This is a genomic window from Brachybacterium sp. GCM10030268 (assembly GCF_042666305.1).
Lineage (GTDB): Bacteria > Actinomycetota > Actinomycetes > Actinomycetales > Dermabacteraceae > Brachybacterium.
Genome location: NZ_JBHTCW010000004.1, coordinates 157,555 through 173,651, shown reverse-complemented (window position 1 = coordinate 173,651; position 16,097 = coordinate 157,555). Strand labels below are relative to the sequence as shown.

Sequence of the window (16,097 nt, the reverse complement as noted above, 5' to 3'; positions counted from 1 at the left end):
ACGCGAGACCGGGCCGGGTCCTCGGGTCGCTGCCGCTCGAGGAGTGCTCGCGGTCGGTGGCCGGGTTTTGCGATGTGGCGTGGGTCTCCCTAGAGTATGGACAAAACGGGTCGACGAGGACCCGGGAAGGGGACGCAGATGAGCATCGGGGGGACTCCCATCAGCGCCGATTCGAGCTGGGCGGCACGCGGAGCCTGCGTGAGCATGGATCCGGACGGATTCTTCGTGCAGGGCGCGGAGCAGCATGCGGTCAAGACCACCTGTGGCTCCTGCCCCGTCCGGACGGAATGTCTGGCCGACGCGCTGGACAACCGTGTGGACTTCGGGGTGTGGGGCGGGATGACGGAGCGGGAGCGCCGGCGGCTGCTGCGCCGGCATCCCGATGTCAGCGACTGGTCCGCCGTGCTGCGGCGTGCCTCGCAGGAAGCCGTGGGCAGTTGACCGGTCGCAGCTGGCCGGTCGGGGCGTGTCCATCCGCTCGGGCGCGTGTCCACGGGCGGTCCCGCGAGGCCCCGGAGCAGGCCGTGGCCGGTAGGCTCGCCCCATGAGCACGCACACCCGCTGGGAGTACCTCACCGTTCCGCTGCTGATCCACGCGACCAAGCAGATCCTCGACAACTACGGCGAGGAGGGCTGGGAGCTGGTCCAGGTCGTCCCCGGGCCGAACCCGGAGAACCTGGTCGCCTACCTCAAGCGTCCTCTCGCCGAGGCCTGAGCCGGTGGCCGCCGCAGCGCAGGGCGCCACCACCGGCCCCCGCGTCCGGGCTCGCCTGGAGGAGCTCGGGCTCTCGTTGCCCGCTGTCGCCGCGCCGGTGGCCGATTACGTGCCGGCCGTGGCGACCGGTGTCCACGTGCACACCTCCGGCCAGCTTCCGTTCGTCGACGGCGTCCTGCCGCGCACGGGCAAGGTCGGCGCCGACGTGACCCCGGAGCAGGCCGCCGAGCTCGCCGCGACCTGCTGCCTCAACGCCCTCGCCGCCATCGAGGATCTCACCGGAGACCTCGACCGCGTGGTGCGCATCGTGAAGCTGACCGGATACGTCGCCTCCGATCCCGGCTTCACCGCGCAGCCCGCGGTCATCAACGGCGCCAGCGAGCTGCTCGGCGCGGTGTTCGCCGACGCCGGCCGGCACGCGCGCAGCGCCGTCGGAGTGGCCGTGCTGCCGCTGGATGCGCCGGTGGAGCTGGATCTCCTGGTGGAAGTGGACTCCCCGCTCGTGCCGGGCCCCGCGCCCGTCTCCGTCCCCGCCGGCTGAGGCCCTGCCGTGTCCGACGACGAATCGCAGCGGGACCCGGCAGGACCCGCCGTCGAACTGCTGGCGGTCCCCGCATCGAACCCGGGGCCGATGACCCTCAGCGGCACCAACAGCTACGTGATCCGTGACGGTGACCAGGTGTGGGTGGTCGACCCGGGCCCCAAGGACCCCGAGCACCTCGCCGAGCTGCTGGTCAGCTGCGGCGAGGACGCACGGCCCATGGGCGTGCTGGTCACCCACCGACACCTGGACCACACCGCCGGCGCGGCGACACTGGCTCGCCAGCTCGCAGCCCGCAGCGGCCGCGAGGTGCCGCTGTGGGCGGCGGACCAGGTGGCCGTGCCCGGCTCCCGGCCCCTGCCCTCCAGCCTGGAGAGCGACCACGGCATGGTCGGACACATCATCCACCTGCCCGGTCACACCGCGGACTCCGCGGCCGTGCTGCTCGACGGCGGCCGGCTGCTCAGCGGCGACACGCTGCTGGGAGGCTCCTCGACGGTGATCGTGCCCGACGACGGCGGATCGCTCGGTGACTACCTGCAATCGCTCGCGATCCTGCGCGCGATGGCGCTGGACGGCCGGATCGGCTCGATCCACCCCGGTCACGGCCCGGCCTACGAGTCGCCGCCCGCCGCGCTGGCGGCCATCGAGGAGGCGATCTCGCATCGCGAGGAGCGCATCGAGCAGGTCCGTCGGGCGCGCACGGCAGGCGTCCTCACCCTGGACCGACTGGTGCGTTCCGTCTATGGCCCTGATCTTCCCGCGTCGCTGCAGGAGGCGGCGCGCTGGAACCTGCGCGCCACGCTGGAGCATCTGGCCGAGGGGAACTGAGGCGGGCCGGGACATGCGGCTCGGACCGCCTGGTCTCGGCTGGCCGTCTGGCCTCGGCTGACCCTCTGGCCTCGGCTGACCGACCGGTTCGCGCCGACCGGTTCGCGCCGACCGGCCTGCCCGCCGAAGGGCGCTCTCGCCCGCCCTGGCGCCGCGGGCCCGCCTGCCGACGAGGACACACCGGCCGCGCAACGTCGAATCCCCTGATATGTGCCGGTCGTGGCACATATCAGGGGATTCGACGTCTCGGTCCGGCGTGGCGGTGGTCCGAGGTCGGCGGCGCCGGCCCGAGTCAGCGGGCGCGGCGACGCAGACGCTCGACGTCCGAGATCAGGACGGCGCGTGCCTCCAGCCGGATCCAGCCGCGCGAGGCGAAGTCCGCCAGCGCCTTGTTCACCGTCTCGCGGGACGCCCCGACCAGCTGGGCCAGCTCCTCCTGGGTGAGGCCGTGCGCGACCATCACGCCGTCGTCGGTCTGGCGACCGAAGCGCTGGGCGAGGTCGAGCACGTTCTTGGCCACGCGGCCCGGGACGTCGGCGAAGACCAGGTCGGCGAGCGACTCGTTCGTCTTGCGCAGACGCCGAGCCAGCGAGGCGAGCAGGTGACGGCCCACCTCGGGGCGCTGCGCGAGCACCCGGTACAGATCCTGCTGCGAGAGCGAGTACAGGACCGACTCGGCGACCACGGTCGCGGTCGCGTTGCGGGGGGCCGGGTCGAACAGGGACAGCTCGCCGAGCGTCTCGCCCGGGCCGAGCACCGCGAGGAGATTCTCGCGGCCGTCGCCCGAGGCGTGGCCGACCTTGACCTTGCCCGAGCCGATGATGAAGAGCCGGTCGCCCGGATCGCCCTCCCGGAAGATGATGGCGCTGCGGTGATAGTCCTCCTGCTTCATCGACGCCAGCACGGCCTGCTTGCCGTCCTCGTCGAGCGCAGCGAACAGCGGCGATGACCGTACGATGTTCTCGTCCACGGAACCTCCTGATGGTGGGGCCCCGGACGTCCGGGACCGTGCTGTGCTACCCATTGTGACCGATGCAACCAACAGCGGTGGTCACAGTCACATGATGGGGGAACACTATCGCGCCTGCGCCACCGGGGCCCGCCACCTTCCCACGAGGAGCAGTCCTGATGCCCACGCCGACCCCGTCCGCGGGCGCCGCGCCGACGCCCGCAGGGCCGGCCGGCGCCGCCGAGGTCAGCGCCCGGCTGCGGGAGCTGTACCCGGACGCACGCACGGAACTCGAGCATCGCGACGCGTTCGAACTCCTGGTCGCGACGGTGCTGTCCGCCCAGACCACCGATGTGCGGGTCAACTCCGTCACTCCGGAGCTGTTCTCCGCCTGGCCCGACGCGGCCGCCCTGGCGGCGGCCGAGGAGAGCGAGGTCACCGACGTGGTCCGTCCGTTGGGAATGGGTCCGACCCGGGCGCGTCGCATCATCGGTCTCGCCCGAGGGCTGCTCGCGGAGCACGGCGGCGAGGTGCCCGACGATCAGGCGGCGCTCGAGGCGCTGCCCGGTGTGGGGCGCAAGACCGCGCACGTCGTGCGGGGCGCATGGTTCGGTCGCTCCCTGCTGGCCGTCGACACGCACGTCGGCCGGCTCGCCCGCCGCCTGGGGTGGACCGCGGCCACCGACCCCCGGGCCGTGGAGGAGGACGTGGTCGCCGCGGTGCGCAGCAGTCCGCCGGCCGGCCCGCAGAGCACGGCGTCCGGCGAGGCACGCACGGAGTCCGCAGGGCCGCCCGCGGGGCCCGCTGACCGCGCGGAGCATCCGCAGGAGCCGGAAGAGGATCTCGCGGCGCTCTCGCTGCGGCTGATCCTGCACGGGCGCCGGATCTGCACGGCGAGGTCACCGCGCTGCCCCGAGTGCGTCCTGGACGACGTGTGCCCGAGCGCAGGCGCCGTATGAGAGGCGCGAGCGCTCCTCACCCACCGCGCAGCGGCGGCGCACGGACCCCGCAGTTCCTGTCGTCCCTCGCCGACCGGGCGCGCAGCGGCGACGTGCTGGTCACCCGCGACCCCGATCCCCGCGACCCCGCCCGCGGCACCGACCAGGAGCGCCGCAGCGCCGTGCTGATCCTCGTCGCCGGGACGGGGATCGAGGACGCCCGGATCGTCCTGGAGGAGCGGGGCAACGCGCTGCGCTCCCAGCCCGGCCAGTTCTCCCTGCCCGGCGGGGGACGGGACGCGGGGGACGACGACGATGTGGAGACCGCGCTGCGCGAGGCGCAGGAGGAGACCGGACTGGACCCCGATGACGTACGGGTGCTCGGGGCGTTCGCACCGATCCCGATGCCCTGGCGCGGCCAGCGGGTCACCCCGGTGCTGGCCTGGACCCCCGTCGCCCCTGCGCTGGGTGTCCAGGATCCGATCGAGGTGGAGCGCGTGGTGTGGGCGTCGCTGACCGGTCCCGGCTCCCTGAGCGATCCCGCGCACCGGCGGCGCGGCCTGCTCGGCGGCGTCCCGGTCGGCCCCGTCTTCGAGCTGCCCGAGGACGCCTTCGTGTGGGGCTTCACCGCCATGATCCTGGAGAACGTGCTGACCGGGATGGGTCTGGAGCCCGTTGCGCGGACGGACCCCACCCGCGAGATCCCGGCCCAGCGGCGCCGCTGACCATGCAGGCGCCGCCGCCGACCACCCGAGCGGTGCCCGACGTCACCCGCGTCGAGCGCGCTCGCCACGGCCTGGACTGCACGCGCTAGACTGGATCGTTGCCGGACGGTCTCCGGCGGCCGACTGCATGCCCGAACGCATGCAGGGTGCGTGCACGCAGAACCCGTCGGACCCGAACCCGGCTCCGCGCGCGCCCGGACTTCCAGAACCAGCAGACCGACACCAGCAGACAAGGATGGGATCCACGTGCCACGCGGCAAGGTGAAGTTCTACGACGCCGAGAAGGGCTTCGGCTTCATCCTCGATGACGAGGACGGACAGAGTGTTTACGTGCACGCCTCGACCCTGCCCGAGGGAGTCGCCACGCTCCGCCCGGGGACCAAGGTCGATTTCGACATCGTCGACGGCCGTCGCGGCCCGCAGGTGCTCGCGCTGCGCATGCTCGAGCCCGCCCCGTCGGTGAGCCGCGCGCGCCGTCCCAAGCCCGACGAGATGGCGGGCATGGTCGAGGACCTCATCCGTCTGCTGGACGATGCATCCAACGGCCTCCGCCAGGGCCGCTACCCCGATCGCGCGCACGCACAGAAGATCTCCACCGTGCTCCGCGCCGTCGCCGACAACTTCGAGGCCTGAATACATGACGCAGTCGACCATCGCCCCCCGTCGCACCCGCACCGCCCGGCCCCGGCTGGACGCGGTCGCGGCCGACGCCGTCGAGCTCGCCCGCGAGGCGCTGCTCGAGGTCACCGAGCCCGGCCAGGTCGGTGAGCACCTGCGCGTCGAGGCCAGTGGCGAGCGGTTGGTCACCCATGTCTTCGAATGCACCATGCCGGGCTACCGCGGCTGGTCCTGGGTCTCGGTGATCGCCCGCGCACCGCGCGCGAAGGTGCCGACCGTGGCGGAGACCGCGCTGCTGCCCGGCGAGGACGCCATCCTCGCCCCCGAGTGGGAGCCGTGGTCCGAGCGTCTGAAGCCCGAGGACATCGGCGCCGACGATCTGCTCCCCTTCCACGAGCAGGACGAACGGCTCGAGCCCGGCTACGAGGCCACCGGGGACGAGGACGCCGACCGCGTCGCGCTGTGGGAGCTGGGCCTGGGCCGCCCGCGGGTGCTCTCCCCGCACGGCCGGTCCGACGCCGCCGAGCGCTGGCTGGAGAGCGACTTCGGCCCCCGTCAGACCTCGAGCCGCGGTCGCCGCGGCACCGTGTCCGCCACCTGCAGCAGCTGCGGCTTCCTCACCCAGCTCGCCGGCTCCCTGCGCGGCGAGTTCGGCGTGTGCACCAACGAGTGGTCCCCGGCCGACGGCAGGGTCGTCCACCTCGGGTACGGCTGCGGGGCGCACTCCGAGACCGGCCAGGAGGACGAGGATCGCGAGATCCAGCGGTCCGGCGCCGGTCCCGTGGGCGTCGAGGAGCTCGATGTCGAGGACCCGGCCTCCGTCGGGCCCACAGAGACCACTGAGCCGGCGAGCGCCGACGAGAACGCCGAGTCGGCGAGCGGTGCCGAGAAGACGGCGCCGGCGAGTGCTGCCGAGGCCGCTGAGCCGACGGAAGTCGGGGCGGCGTCCAGGACGCTGACCGACGTGCCCGAGGCCGATTCTGCCGCCGACGAGGAGAACGCTGCCGCGACACCGGACGCCAAGCCGGCGGCCGACGCGAACGCCGAGTCGAGCACCGACGCCTCCGAGACGCCGCAGGCCTGACTCCTCGCCGACGCGCCTGCCCGCGCAGCTCCTCGCGGACGCGCGCCAGCGCAGCTCCGCGCGGGCGTGCGTCAGCGCAGAGAGACGGCGACGCGCGAGAGCAGCGCCTCGATCGCGAGCAGGGGCGGCACGTTCCCGCTGATCCGGGCCCGAGCCTGCCCCACCGCATCCAGCAGTCCCAGGGTGATCGTCCCGGAGCCGTTCGCCGCGGTCCGTTCGACCTCCTCGGCGACCTCGATGTTGACCAGCTCGCTGGAGGTGCCGAGCTGGCGGCTGAGCACATCGCGCAGCACCGAGTGCGCATCGAGCAGGTAGCGATCCAGCACGTCGCGCACCAGCCGGGTCTGGCGCCGCTTGGCATCCTCCTCGAGCTGACGCACCTGCGCCCGCAGCGCCGGCGGCACCTTCCCGTCGTCCACGCCCGCAGAGCGCAGGAAACGCTCCTTCTCCTCGGTCGCGACGGCATCGGCATGCTCCTTGGCCTCCGCGGTCGCTCGGTCCACCAGCGACTGCGCGGCCAGCACCGCCTCTCCGGTGCTGCGCAGGCCCAGGAGCGTGCGCGCGGAGTCCTCACGCGCCGCCAGAGCGCCCTCCTGCGTGGCGTAGCGCAGGGCGAGACCGATGTGTCCCTGCGCGGCGCGGGCCGCCCGCACGGCGAGCTGCTCGGCCACGCCGTCGCGGCGCCGCAGCAGCTCGGCGACCACGTCCGAGGACGGCACCGCGAGGGTCACCACCCGACAGCGCGACCTGATGGTGGGTGCGAGGTCCTCGGCCGAGGGCGCGCAGAGCATCCACACGGTCGAGGGCGGGGGCTCCTCGATGGACTTCAGCAGCACGTTGAAGGTGCCCGCGCTCATCCGATCGGCGTCCTCGATGATCACCACCCGGCGCGGCCCGGTGGCCGGGGACCGCTGGGCGGTCATGACCAGAGCCCTGACCTCCTCTTTCGCGATCGAGAGCTTGTCGGTCGCGACCACGGTGACATCCGGATGGGTGTCGGCCAGCACCGTCCGGCAGGCCCGGCACTGCCCGCAGCCGGTGCCGTGCTCGCACTCGAGCGTGGCGGCGAAGGCCCGTGCCGCCGTGGACCGCCCCGAACCGGGCGGGCCGGTGATCAGCCAGGCCTGGGCGAGGGAGCCCTCCGGGGACGCCGCACGGCGGAACTGTGCGACGGCGGCCTCCTGCCCGACCACGTCGGCCCACACGCCGGAGGCCGGATCGAAGTGGCCCCCGCCAGGAGGGCCGGCGGGCAGGTGCGTTCCCGGCGCGGTCACAGCTCGTCCCGGTGCGAGGTGTGCGGGAGCTCCTCGAAGGTGGGGTCGAAGAGGTCCAGCAACTCGGCGACGGCCTCGAGCACCTCGGCGTGGACCTCCTCGCGCGGTCGGGTGCCGTCGATCACCGCGAAGCGCTCCTCGTCGGCCTCGGCCAGGTCCAGGAACTCCTGGCGCACCGTGGCGTGGAAATCCTCGCCGGCCTGCTCGAGACGATCACGGCCGGCCGCTTCCCGGCGCGTGCCCAGAACCTCCGGGGGCAGGTCGAGCAGGATCGTGCGGTGGGGGAGGAGTCCGTCGGCCGCCCACAGCGACAGCGAGCTGATCGAGTCGGGCTCCAGGTCCCGGCCCGCACCCTGGTAGGCGATCGAGGAGTCGAGGTACCGGTCGCCGAGCACGAGGCCGCCGCGGGCGAGGTGGGGGCGCACCAGCGTGGAGATGTGGTGGGCGCGGTCGGCGGCGTACAGGAGCGCCTCCGCGCGGGGATCGACGTGCTCTCCGTGCAGCAGCAGCTCCCGGATGCGCGCCCCCAGGGGGGTGCCGCCGGGCTCACGGGTGGTCAGAATCAGCTCCTCGGAGACCGAGCGCTCGCTGACCAGGTGGTCGCGCAGCATCGCCATCTGGGTGGACTTGCCCGCTCCGTCGCCGCCCTCGAAGGAGATGAACACCCCTCGGCGCGGGGGATGCGGTGAGGGGATGCGCAGGCCGCGGGCGGTCTCGAGGATGCTCACGCGCGCTCCTCCCCGGGGTAGACCACGCCGAGCTCGGCGCGCACGGTGTCCATCGTGTCCATGACGCTCAGGGTATCCGCCCAGCTCATGAGCGGGGATTCCAGGTCTCCTGCGGTGACCCGGCGGGCGGCCTCGGCGATCTCGTAGGCCATGCCGTCGCCGGGCGCACCGGGATGCTCGAAGCTCGCCGTGCGGCCGTCCAGCAGGGAGACGGTGAGAGTGCCGGGCGCGAAGAACGGGCCGGACAGCCGCGCCGCGCCGAGCGTGCCGCTGACCACGGCCTCGGTGGGGGTGCGCGCCAGCAGGGTGCTCGAGATCCGGGCGCGGCCACCGCCGGTCCCGCGGGCCAGGACGGCGAGGTAGGCGTCGACGCCGGTCGAGGTGAGGTCGCCGCGGACCGCGAGCTCGGTGAGATCGCCGAGGACCATCTGTGCGAAGGAGACCGGGTAGACCCCGAGATCGAGCAGGGCGCCGCCGCCGAGCTCCGAGGCGTACATGCGGTGGGCCGGGTCCTCGGGGAAGGACTGGCCGTGATCGGCGGCGACCTCGATCACCTCGCCGAGCAGACCCGAGGCGATGACCTGCCGCAGCACGTCGTACTGCGGCAGGAAGCGTGCCCACATCGCTTCCATGGCGAAGGTGCCGCGCGCACGGGCCACCTCCAGCAGGTCGCGGGCCTGGCTGCCGCTGAGGGTGAAGGACTTCTCGACCAGCACCGGGATGCCGGCTTCGAGGACGGGCCGGGTCAGCTGATGGTGCTGGGCGTGGGGAGAGGCGACGTAGACGGCGTCCAGGCCGCCGGCGGCGAGCATGTCGGCCACCGAGGTGAACGCCTGCTCGATGCCGTGCGTGGCGGCGAACGCCTCGGCGCGCTCCGCCGAGCGGGAGACGACGGAGACCATTCGGGAGGCCGTCGCGCGATGTGCGGTCGCGGTGAACTGCCCGGCGATGTGACCGGGAGAGATCACGCCCCAGCGCAGGCCGGGCGCGGTGGCCGGGTCGGGGACGGTGGAGGCAGGCAGGGCCAGGGAGTTCTGGGCCTCGGGGCCTCGGGGGTCGGCGGTCTCGCTCATGACTCCAATCTACCCAGCGCGTCCGACGTCCACTGCCATGGTGGACGATGGGGAGGAGAGGTCCGCCCTCGGCTGAATCCGCACTCCGTGGCGCGCCGTCCGAGATACCGCGGTGCGCCGCTCGAGACTGCGCCGGGGCGGCCTCCCAGTGATCCGATTCAGCCCTTCACCGAGCCCGCCGTCATGCCTCGCACCAGGAAGTTCTGGAGCGAGAAGAACACGATCAGCGGGATCAGCATCGACAGGAACGCGCCGGCGGTCAGCAGCTCCGCGCCCTGTCCCTGGGTGCCCAGCAGCTGCTGCAGGGCCACGATGATGGTGGTGTTGGCGCCGCCGCCCAGGAACAGGCGTGCGATCAGCAGGTCGTTCCACACCCACAGGAACTGCAGGGTGGCGAAGGCGGCGATCGCGGGCATCGACATCGGAGCCACCAGTCGCCAGAAGGTCTGGTAGTGCGAGGCCCCGTCGATCTTCGCACTCTCGATCACCGACCACGGCAGCCCGCTCATGTAATTGCGCAGGATGTAGATCGCCAGCGGCATCCCGAAGCCCGAGTGCAGCAGCCACACGGCCACGAACTCCCCGGAGATGCCCAGTCCCCGCGGTCCCAGCAGGTTCAGCAGGGGCTGGAAGGCGACCTGGATCGGCACCACCATCAGCGCCACGATGAGGATGAACGCGAGCTCCTTGCCGCGGAAGCGGGTGAAGGTGAACGCGTACGCCGCGAAGGCGGCGAACATGATCGGCAGCACCGTCGCGGGGACGGCCACGACGACCGAGTTCAGCAGCGAGGAGCCCAGGGCGGTGCTCTCGAACAGCCGCTGGTAGTTGGCCAGCGTCCAGTCCGCGCCGAAGGGGCCCAGCACGGCGGTCCACCAGCCGGAGGTGGCGGCGTCGGTGCGGCTGCGGAAGCTCGTGATCAGCATGCCGAGCGTCGGGATGGTCCACAGCACCCCGAGCAGGATCATCACGATGATGGCGGCCGGGGAGCGGCGGCGGCCGTCCGCCATGCGTGCGCTCATCGCTGCGCCTCCTGCTGCTTGTAGGCCCGCACCTGGTAGAACACCACCGGCATCACCAGGATCAGCAGCACCACCACGACCGCGGCTGCCTCTCCGGCTCGCTGCTCGGTGAACAGCTTGCGGAAGAACAGGTTCGCGATCACATCGGTGTTGTTGCGGCCGTTGGTCATGACGTAGACGATGTCGAACACCTTCAGCACCACGATCAGCACCGTGATGAATACGGCCAGGACGGTGCCGCGCACCTGCGGGAAGACGATCTGCCAGAAGATGCGCATCTCGCCGGCGCCGTCGATGCGCCCCGCCTCGACGGTGTCCTCGGGCACGGCCTTGATCGCCGAGCTCAGCAGCACCATCGCGAAGCCCGTCTGCAGCCAGATCAGGATCACCATCAGCAGCAGCGAGTTCAGGCGGCCCTCGCTGATCTGCATCCACGGCTGCGGCTCTCCGCCGAGGCCGACGACGATCGCGTTCAGCACGCCCGTCTGCTGCGAGCCGGGGGAGTCGTAGGCGTAGATGAGACCCCAGATCGTCGAGGCCCCGACGAAGCTGATCGCCATCGGCAGGAAGATGAACGACTTCGCGGTCTTCTCCCCGGTCGGGGAGAGCTTGTCCGCGAGCACGGCGACCATGAGACCGAACGCGACGGTCACCACGGGCACCACGACGACCCACAGGAGGTTGTTGATCAGTGCCTGCCAGAAGCCGTTCGAGGAGAAGATCGCGGCATAGTTCTCCAGCCCCGTCCACTGCGTGGAGTCGTTGTTGGCGAAGGAGTACACGACGGTCTGGACCGTCGGGTACACCAGCATCACCGCGATCAGGGAGAAGCCGGGCAGCAGGAACGCGTAGGGGATCAGGCCCCGCGAGAACCGGCCCGGCAATCCCTCGATCGCCATGTTCAGGAACAGGAAGAACAGCACCGCGCCGCCGATGCCGACGACCAGGCCGGTCAGCCCGATGATCACGTCGCTGCCGCCGAACCAGGCGGGGTAGTACGCGAACGCCAGGAACAGGGTGCACACCGCCCACGCGGTGACCGCGAGGCCGACGGCGCCGATCAGGATCCGCAGCGGCTTCGCCGTCGAGTACGACGGAGCCGACGGAGCCGACGGATCTGTCGAGCCCGAAGAGCCCGGTCCCCCCGCTGAACTCGCAGCGCCGGAGCCCGCTCCCGGAGCCGGATCGGGCTCCTGGGGGCGGGCAGCAGCGCTGCTCACTGGGGCCATGATGCCTCGACGTCGTCCAGGACCTCCTGGGACGTCTTGTCCCCGCCGACCCACTGGTTCATCGCGGTCCAGAAGCTGCCGCTGCCGACGGGGCCGGGCATCAGATCCGAGCCGTCGAAGCGGAAGACCTCCGCATTCGAGGCGATGTCCGCGACCCGGCGGGTGGTCTCGTCGGCGTAGTGGGAGTTGTCGAAGCTCTGGTGCGGGCTCAGCCAGCCGCCGGCCTGGGCCCACTCGCCGCCGAAGTCGCTCGAGGTGATGAACTCCATGACCTGCTTCGCCTCGTCGTCCTCGGTGGCGAACAGCGCTGCCAGATCCCCGCCGCCGAGGATGGGCTGGCCATCGAAGCCGCCTTCCCAGGGCGGCAGCGCGAAGACGCCGACGGCGTTGTCGAGGTCTGCCTGCACGTCGTCGGGGAAGAACCCGGTCACGAAGTTGCCCTGGCGGTGGAGCATTGCTCGCGGCGGGTCCTCGAACAGGGGCAGGGACGCCTCGGAGAAGTCGGTGTTCAGGATGGTCTCGGAGCCGCCCAGCACGTTGCCCTCGGTCTTGAGCACTTCCCCGAGCGCGTCGAGGGCCTCGACCACCTTGGGGTCGTTGAAGGGCACCTCATGAGAGGTCCACTGGTCGTAGAACTCCGGCCCGTGCATGCGCAGGATGAACTCCTCGAGCCAGTCGGTGCCCACCCAGCCGGTCGCCTGATCGGCGTTCCAGGCATCCGCCCAGGGGGCCGTTCCGGAGGCCTTGATCTCGTCGGCGATGCCCTGCAGCTCCTGCAGAGTGGCCGGCTCGGTGCTCCAGCCGCCGTCGGCGTAGGCCGCCGCGGGATACCAGACCAGGGATTTCACGGCCAGACGGATCGGTGCGCCGTAGATCGTGTCCTCCGCCGTGGCGGCCTCCAGGAAGCCGGGGATCAGCGAGGACTCCAGCGAGTCCACATCCAGCACGTCGCCGATCGGGGCGATGTGGCCGTCGGCGGCGAGTTCGAGCAGCCCACCGGGCTGCGGGAACAGAGCGATGTCCGGCGCATCGCCCGCACTCGCCCGGGTGCGAATGGAGTTCGCGAAGTCCTGGTCGGAGGTGTACTCGACGCTGATGCCGCTCTCGTCGGTGAAGCTCTTGAGCGCGGCGTTGAACCCTTCGGCCTCGACGCCGCCGAAGTTTCCCAGGATCGTGACCACACCGTCGCCCGGGCTGCCTCCGGCGGAACCGCCCCCGCCCCCGCCGCCATCGGAGCCGCCGCTGCCGCCGGAGTTCTCAGGATTCTGCAGGCACCCGGCGAGTCCGAGCGCGGTGGCCGTCGCCGCGCCACCCATGACGGTGCGGCGGGAAAGATGTGAACGCATGACAGAACTCCTTCATCAACGGTGATGGGGATGTTGCTGCATTCATACTACGCCCAGGTCATGGCGCGAAGAGGGGTAATGAGGAAGGAACCGGGAATCCCGCCCCTCGGTGCCGACCGTTCGGTCCTCGTTCGCCCGGAATCATGGGATCCCGGGGTCTGGAGCCCGGGGCCCGGAATCGGGAGACCTCGGACCGGCGCGCGGAATGCCGCGTGCCGGCCCCGAGGGACTCACTTCTTCGTCGTGGTGCTCTTCTTCCGGGTCGTCGAACCCTTGGACGTCGAGCCCTTGGTCGTCGAGCTCTTGGAGGTGGAGCGGCGGGCGGCCGGCTTCTTGGCCGGACCCTTCGCACGCTTCTCCGCGAGCTTCTCCACGGCCACCTTCTCCGTGATCTCCTCGACCGATTCGCTCGAGCGCAGCGAGACGTTGGTGGAGCCGTCGGTGATGTACGGGCCGAAGCGCCCGTCCTTGATCACGATCGGCTTCTCGCTGGTGGGATCGGTGCCCAGCTCCTTCAGAGGGGGCTTCGCGGCCGCCCGGCCGCGCGTCTTGGGCTGGGCGTAGAGCTTCTCCGCCTCCTCCATGGTGATCGTGAACAGCTGCTCCTCGCTCTCGAGGGAGCGCGAGTCCGAGCCCTTCTTGAGGTAGGGGCCGTAGCGGCCGTTCTGCGCCGTGATCTCCGTGCCGTCCTCCGTGGTGCCGACGACGCGGGGCAGGCTCAGCAGCTTCAGCGCGTCCTCGAGGGTCACGGTCGCCAGATCCATGGACTTCAGCAGCGAGGCCGTGCGCGGCTTGGGCTTCTTGCTCTTGGCCGTCGACTTCTTCGCCGTCCCCTCCGCGCCCTCGTCGGCCTCCGGCAGGATCTCGGTGATGTACGGGCCGAAGCGACCGTCCTTGGCGACGAGCTCGTGCCCGGTCTCGGGGTCCACTCCCAGCACACGGCCGTCGTCCTTGGCGCGTTCGAGCAGCTCGGAGGCGACCTCGACGGTCAGTTCGTCGGGCGCGATGTCATCGGAGACGGACGCGCGCTGTGGCTCGCCGCCCTCGATCGGCTCGCCGTTCTCGTCGCGGGGCTGGCGTTCGACGTAGGCGCCGTAGCGGCCCACGCGCAGAGTGATGCCCTCGCCGATCTCGATGCTGTTGATGGCGCGGGCGTCGATGTCGCCGAGATCGTCGACCATGGGCTTCAACCCGATGGGCCCCTCGGACCCGTCCGAGAGGTAGAAGTCCTCCAGGTACTGCGCCCGGCCCAGCTCACCGCGGGCCATGCGGTCCAGCTGCTCCTCCATCTGAGCGGTGAAGTCGTAGTCGATGAACGCCCCGAAATGCTCCTCGAGCAGACGGACGACGGCGAACGCGGTCCAGCTGGGCACCAGGGCGGTGCCGCGGCGCAGCACGTAGCCGCGATCCTGGACGGTCGCCACGGTGGAGGCGAAGGTCGAGGGGCGGCCGATCCCGCGCTCCTCGAGCGCTCGCACCAGCGAGGCCTCGGTGTAGCGCGGGGGAGGGGTGGTGCTGTGCCCGTCCGGGACCAGCTCGCGGGTATCGAGCGTCTGGCCCTCCTCCATCTGCGGCAGGCGCTTGTCGCTGCCGCTGTCGGAGTCCTCCTTGTACCGCGTGGCGTCCCGGCCCTCCTCGTAGGCGGCCAGGAAGCCGCGGAAGGTGATCACGGTGCCGGAGGCACGGAAGGTCGCGGCGCGCTCCCCGTTCTCGACCAGCAGCTCGACGGTGGAGGTGGTGCCCTTGGCGTCGGCCATCTGCGAGGCGACGGTGCGCTTCCAGATCAGTTCGTAGAGGCGGAACTCATCGCCCGAGAGGGATCCGGAGACCTCGGCCGGAGTGCGGAAACGATCCCCGGCGGGGCGGATCGCCTCGTGCGCCTCCTGCGCGTTCTGGGACTTGGTCTGGTAATAGCGCGGCTTGTCCGGCACGTACTGGGAGCCGTACAGCTCCGCGGCCTGGCCGCGGGAGGCCTTGACGGCCTCTCCCGACAGCGCCACCGAGTCGGTACGCATATAGGTGATGTAGCCGTTCTCGTACAGCGACTGCGCGATCCGCATCGCCTGCCGGGCACCGAGGCGCAGCTTGCGGGAGGCCTCCTGCTGCAGCGAGGAGGTGGTGAACGGCGCCGCGGGGCGGCGGGTGTACGGCTTCGAATCCAGCGAGGTGACCGTGGCGGGGGCGTCGGTCAGGGTCTCGACGAGCTCCCGGGTGGAGGCCTCGGTGAGCACGGTCGCGTTCTGCGCCCGCGACTTCAGGGTGCCGTCGTCGGCGAAGTCGCTGCCGGTGGCGACGCGCGAGCCGTCGACGGTGGCGATCTTGGCGGTGAACTGTTCGGCCTCGGCGCCGAAGGTGCCGGTCACGTCCCAGTAGTCGGCGGGGACGAACGCCATCCGCTCGCGCTCGCGCTCGACCACGAGGCGGGTCGCGACGGACTGCACGCGTCCGGCCGACAGGGAGGGCTTGATCTTGCGCCACAGCACCGGGGAGAGCTCGAAACCGACCAGACGGTCCAGGATGCGGCGGGTCTCCTGCGCGTCGACCAGGTGGGAGTCGATCTCGCGGGTGTTCTCCAGCGCCCCCAGGATCGCGTCGCGCGTGATCTCGTGGAACACCATCCGCTTGACCGGCAGGGACTTCTTGGGCTTGAGGGTCTCCAGCAGATGCCAGGCGATCGCCTCGCCCTCGCGGTCCTCATCGGTGGCGAGGTAGAGGGTGTCGGCGTCCTTGAGGGCCTTCTTGAGGTCCGCGACGGTCTTCTTCTTGTCCGGGCTGACGATGTAGTAGGGCTCGAAGCCGCCCTCGACGTCGACCCCGAACTTCCCGTAGGGCCCCTTCTTCATCTCGGCGGGCAGGTCGCGAGGCACCGGGATGTCACGGATGTGTCCCACCGATGCCTGGACGATGAAGTCGTCCCCGAGGTAGCGGCCGATCGTCCGCGCCTTCGCCGGGGACTCGACGATCACCAGATGTCGTCCGCCAGTCACGTTGCTGTGTCCTTCCTCGCCGCGAGACGTCGCGGCC

The 16,097-nt window shown here is 71.3% G+C and carries 16 protein-coding genes; 8 read left to right on the top strand and 8 right to left on the bottom strand.

Going from position 1 to position 16,097, the window contains the following annotated elements:
• Window positions 1–138 precede the first annotated feature (138 nt).
• The 4 genes from ACFQRD_RS08345 (at window position 139) to ACFQRD_RS08330 (ending at window position 2,087) form a co-directional block, all read left to right on the top strand.
• Entirely contained in the window at window positions 139–441 is a 303-nt protein-coding gene (locus ACFQRD_RS08345; protein WP_377018329.1) for a WhiB family transcriptional regulator, read from the top strand.
• 103 nt (window positions 442–544) lie between these two features.
• Window positions 545–715, top strand: a complete 171-nt coding sequence (locus ACFQRD_RS08340; protein WP_377018328.1) for a DUF4177 domain-containing protein — start codon at window positions 545–547, stop codon at window positions 713–715.
• A 4-nt stretch (window positions 716–719) separates the two neighbouring features.
• Window positions 720–1,256: a RidA family protein gene (locus ACFQRD_RS08335; protein WP_377018327.1), complete on the top strand. Its 537-nt coding sequence runs from the start codon at window positions 720–722 to the stop codon at window positions 1,254–1,256.
• A gap of 9 nt (window positions 1,257–1,265) precedes the next feature.
• On the top strand, window positions 1,266–2,087 hold the full coding sequence (locus ACFQRD_RS08330) for an MBL fold metallo-hydrolase (protein WP_377792939.1): 822 nt from the start codon (window positions 1,266–1,268) through the stop codon (window positions 2,085–2,087).
• Between the two features lie 292 nt (window positions 2,088–2,379).
• Here the strand turns inward: ACFQRD_RS08330 and ACFQRD_RS08325 are convergent, their stop codons facing one another.
• A complete protein-coding gene (locus tag ACFQRD_RS08325; RefSeq protein ID WP_377018325.1) occupies window positions 2,380–3,057 on the bottom strand; it encodes a Crp/Fnr family transcriptional regulator in 678 nt (225 codons plus the stop codon).
• Between the two features lie 158 nt (window positions 3,058–3,215).
• Here ACFQRD_RS08325 and nth point away from each other — a divergent pair, with 158 nt between their 5' ends.
• The 4 genes from nth to ACFQRD_RS08305 all read left to right on the top strand — a co-directional run bounded on the left by nth (window position 3,216) and on the right by ACFQRD_RS08305 (window position 6,401).
• Window positions 3,216–3,995 carry an endonuclease III domain-containing protein gene (gene nth, locus ACFQRD_RS08320; RefSeq protein ID WP_377803742.1) on the top strand — a complete coding sequence of 260 codons (780 nt, stop codon included), beginning with the start codon at window positions 3,216–3,218 and terminating at the stop codon, window positions 3,993–3,995.
• On the top strand, window positions 3,992–4,699 hold the full coding sequence (locus ACFQRD_RS08315; RefSeq protein WP_377803741.1) for an NUDIX hydrolase: 708 nt from the start codon (window positions 3,992–3,994) through the stop codon (window positions 4,697–4,699). The genes nth and ACFQRD_RS08315 overlap by 4 nt, the downstream gene beginning before the upstream one ends.
• Window positions 4,700–4,945: 246 nt before the next feature.
• A complete protein-coding gene (locus ACFQRD_RS08310) occupies window positions 4,946–5,332 on the top strand; it encodes a cold-shock protein (protein WP_377018322.1) in 387 nt (128 codons plus the stop codon).
• 4 nt (window positions 5,333–5,336) lie between these two features.
• Window positions 5,337–6,401 (top strand): DUF3027 domain-containing protein, encoded by a 1,065-nt coding sequence (locus ACFQRD_RS08305; protein ID WP_377018321.1) that lies wholly within the window; start codon window positions 5,337–5,339, stop codon window positions 6,399–6,401.
• Window positions 6,402–6,472: 71 nt separating this feature from the next.
• On the opposite strand, the gene ACFQRD_RS08300 is transcribed toward ACFQRD_RS08305, so the two are convergent.
• The 7 genes from ACFQRD_RS08300 to topA all read right to left on the bottom strand — a co-directional run bounded on the left by ACFQRD_RS08300 (window position 6,473) and on the right by topA (window position 16,060).
• Window positions 6,473–7,675, bottom strand: coding sequence for a DNA polymerase III subunit delta' (locus ACFQRD_RS08300; RefSeq protein ID WP_377803740.1), 1,203 nt, complete (start codon window positions 7,673–7,675; stop codon window positions 6,473–6,475).
• Entirely contained in the window at window positions 7,672–8,403 is a 732-nt protein-coding gene (tmk, locus tag ACFQRD_RS08295) for a dTMP kinase (RefSeq protein ID WP_377018319.1), read from the bottom strand. Before tmk ends, ACFQRD_RS08300 begins: the two co-directional genes overlap by 4 nt.
• A complete protein-coding gene (locus tag ACFQRD_RS08290) occupies window positions 8,400–9,476 on the bottom strand; it encodes a Gfo/Idh/MocA family protein (RefSeq protein ID WP_377803739.1) in 1,077 nt (358 codons plus the stop codon). Before ACFQRD_RS08290 ends, tmk begins: the two co-directional genes overlap by 4 nt.
• Before the next feature lie 158 nt (window positions 9,477–9,634).
• A complete protein-coding gene (locus ACFQRD_RS08285) occupies window positions 9,635–10,498 on the bottom strand; it encodes a carbohydrate ABC transporter permease (protein WP_377018317.1) in 864 nt (287 codons plus the stop codon).
• Window positions 10,495–11,718: a carbohydrate ABC transporter permease gene (locus ACFQRD_RS08280; RefSeq protein ID WP_377018316.1), complete on the bottom strand. Its 1,224-nt coding sequence runs from the start codon at window positions 11,716–11,718 to the stop codon at window positions 10,495–10,497. The genes ACFQRD_RS08285 and ACFQRD_RS08280 overlap by 4 nt, the downstream gene beginning before the upstream one ends.
• Complete coding sequence (locus ACFQRD_RS08275) at window positions 11,715–13,073, bottom strand: ABC transporter substrate-binding protein (protein ID WP_377803738.1); 1,359 nt, start codon at window positions 13,071–13,073, stop codon at window positions 11,715–11,717. The genes ACFQRD_RS08280 and ACFQRD_RS08275 overlap by 4 nt, the downstream gene beginning before the upstream one ends.
• A gap of 230 nt (window positions 13,074–13,303) precedes the next feature.
• On the bottom strand, window positions 13,304–16,060 hold the full coding sequence (gene topA, locus ACFQRD_RS08270) for a type I DNA topoisomerase (RefSeq protein ID WP_377018314.1): 2,757 nt from the start codon (window positions 16,058–16,060) through the stop codon (window positions 13,304–13,306).
• Between the last annotated feature and the right edge of the window lie 37 nt (window positions 16,061–16,097).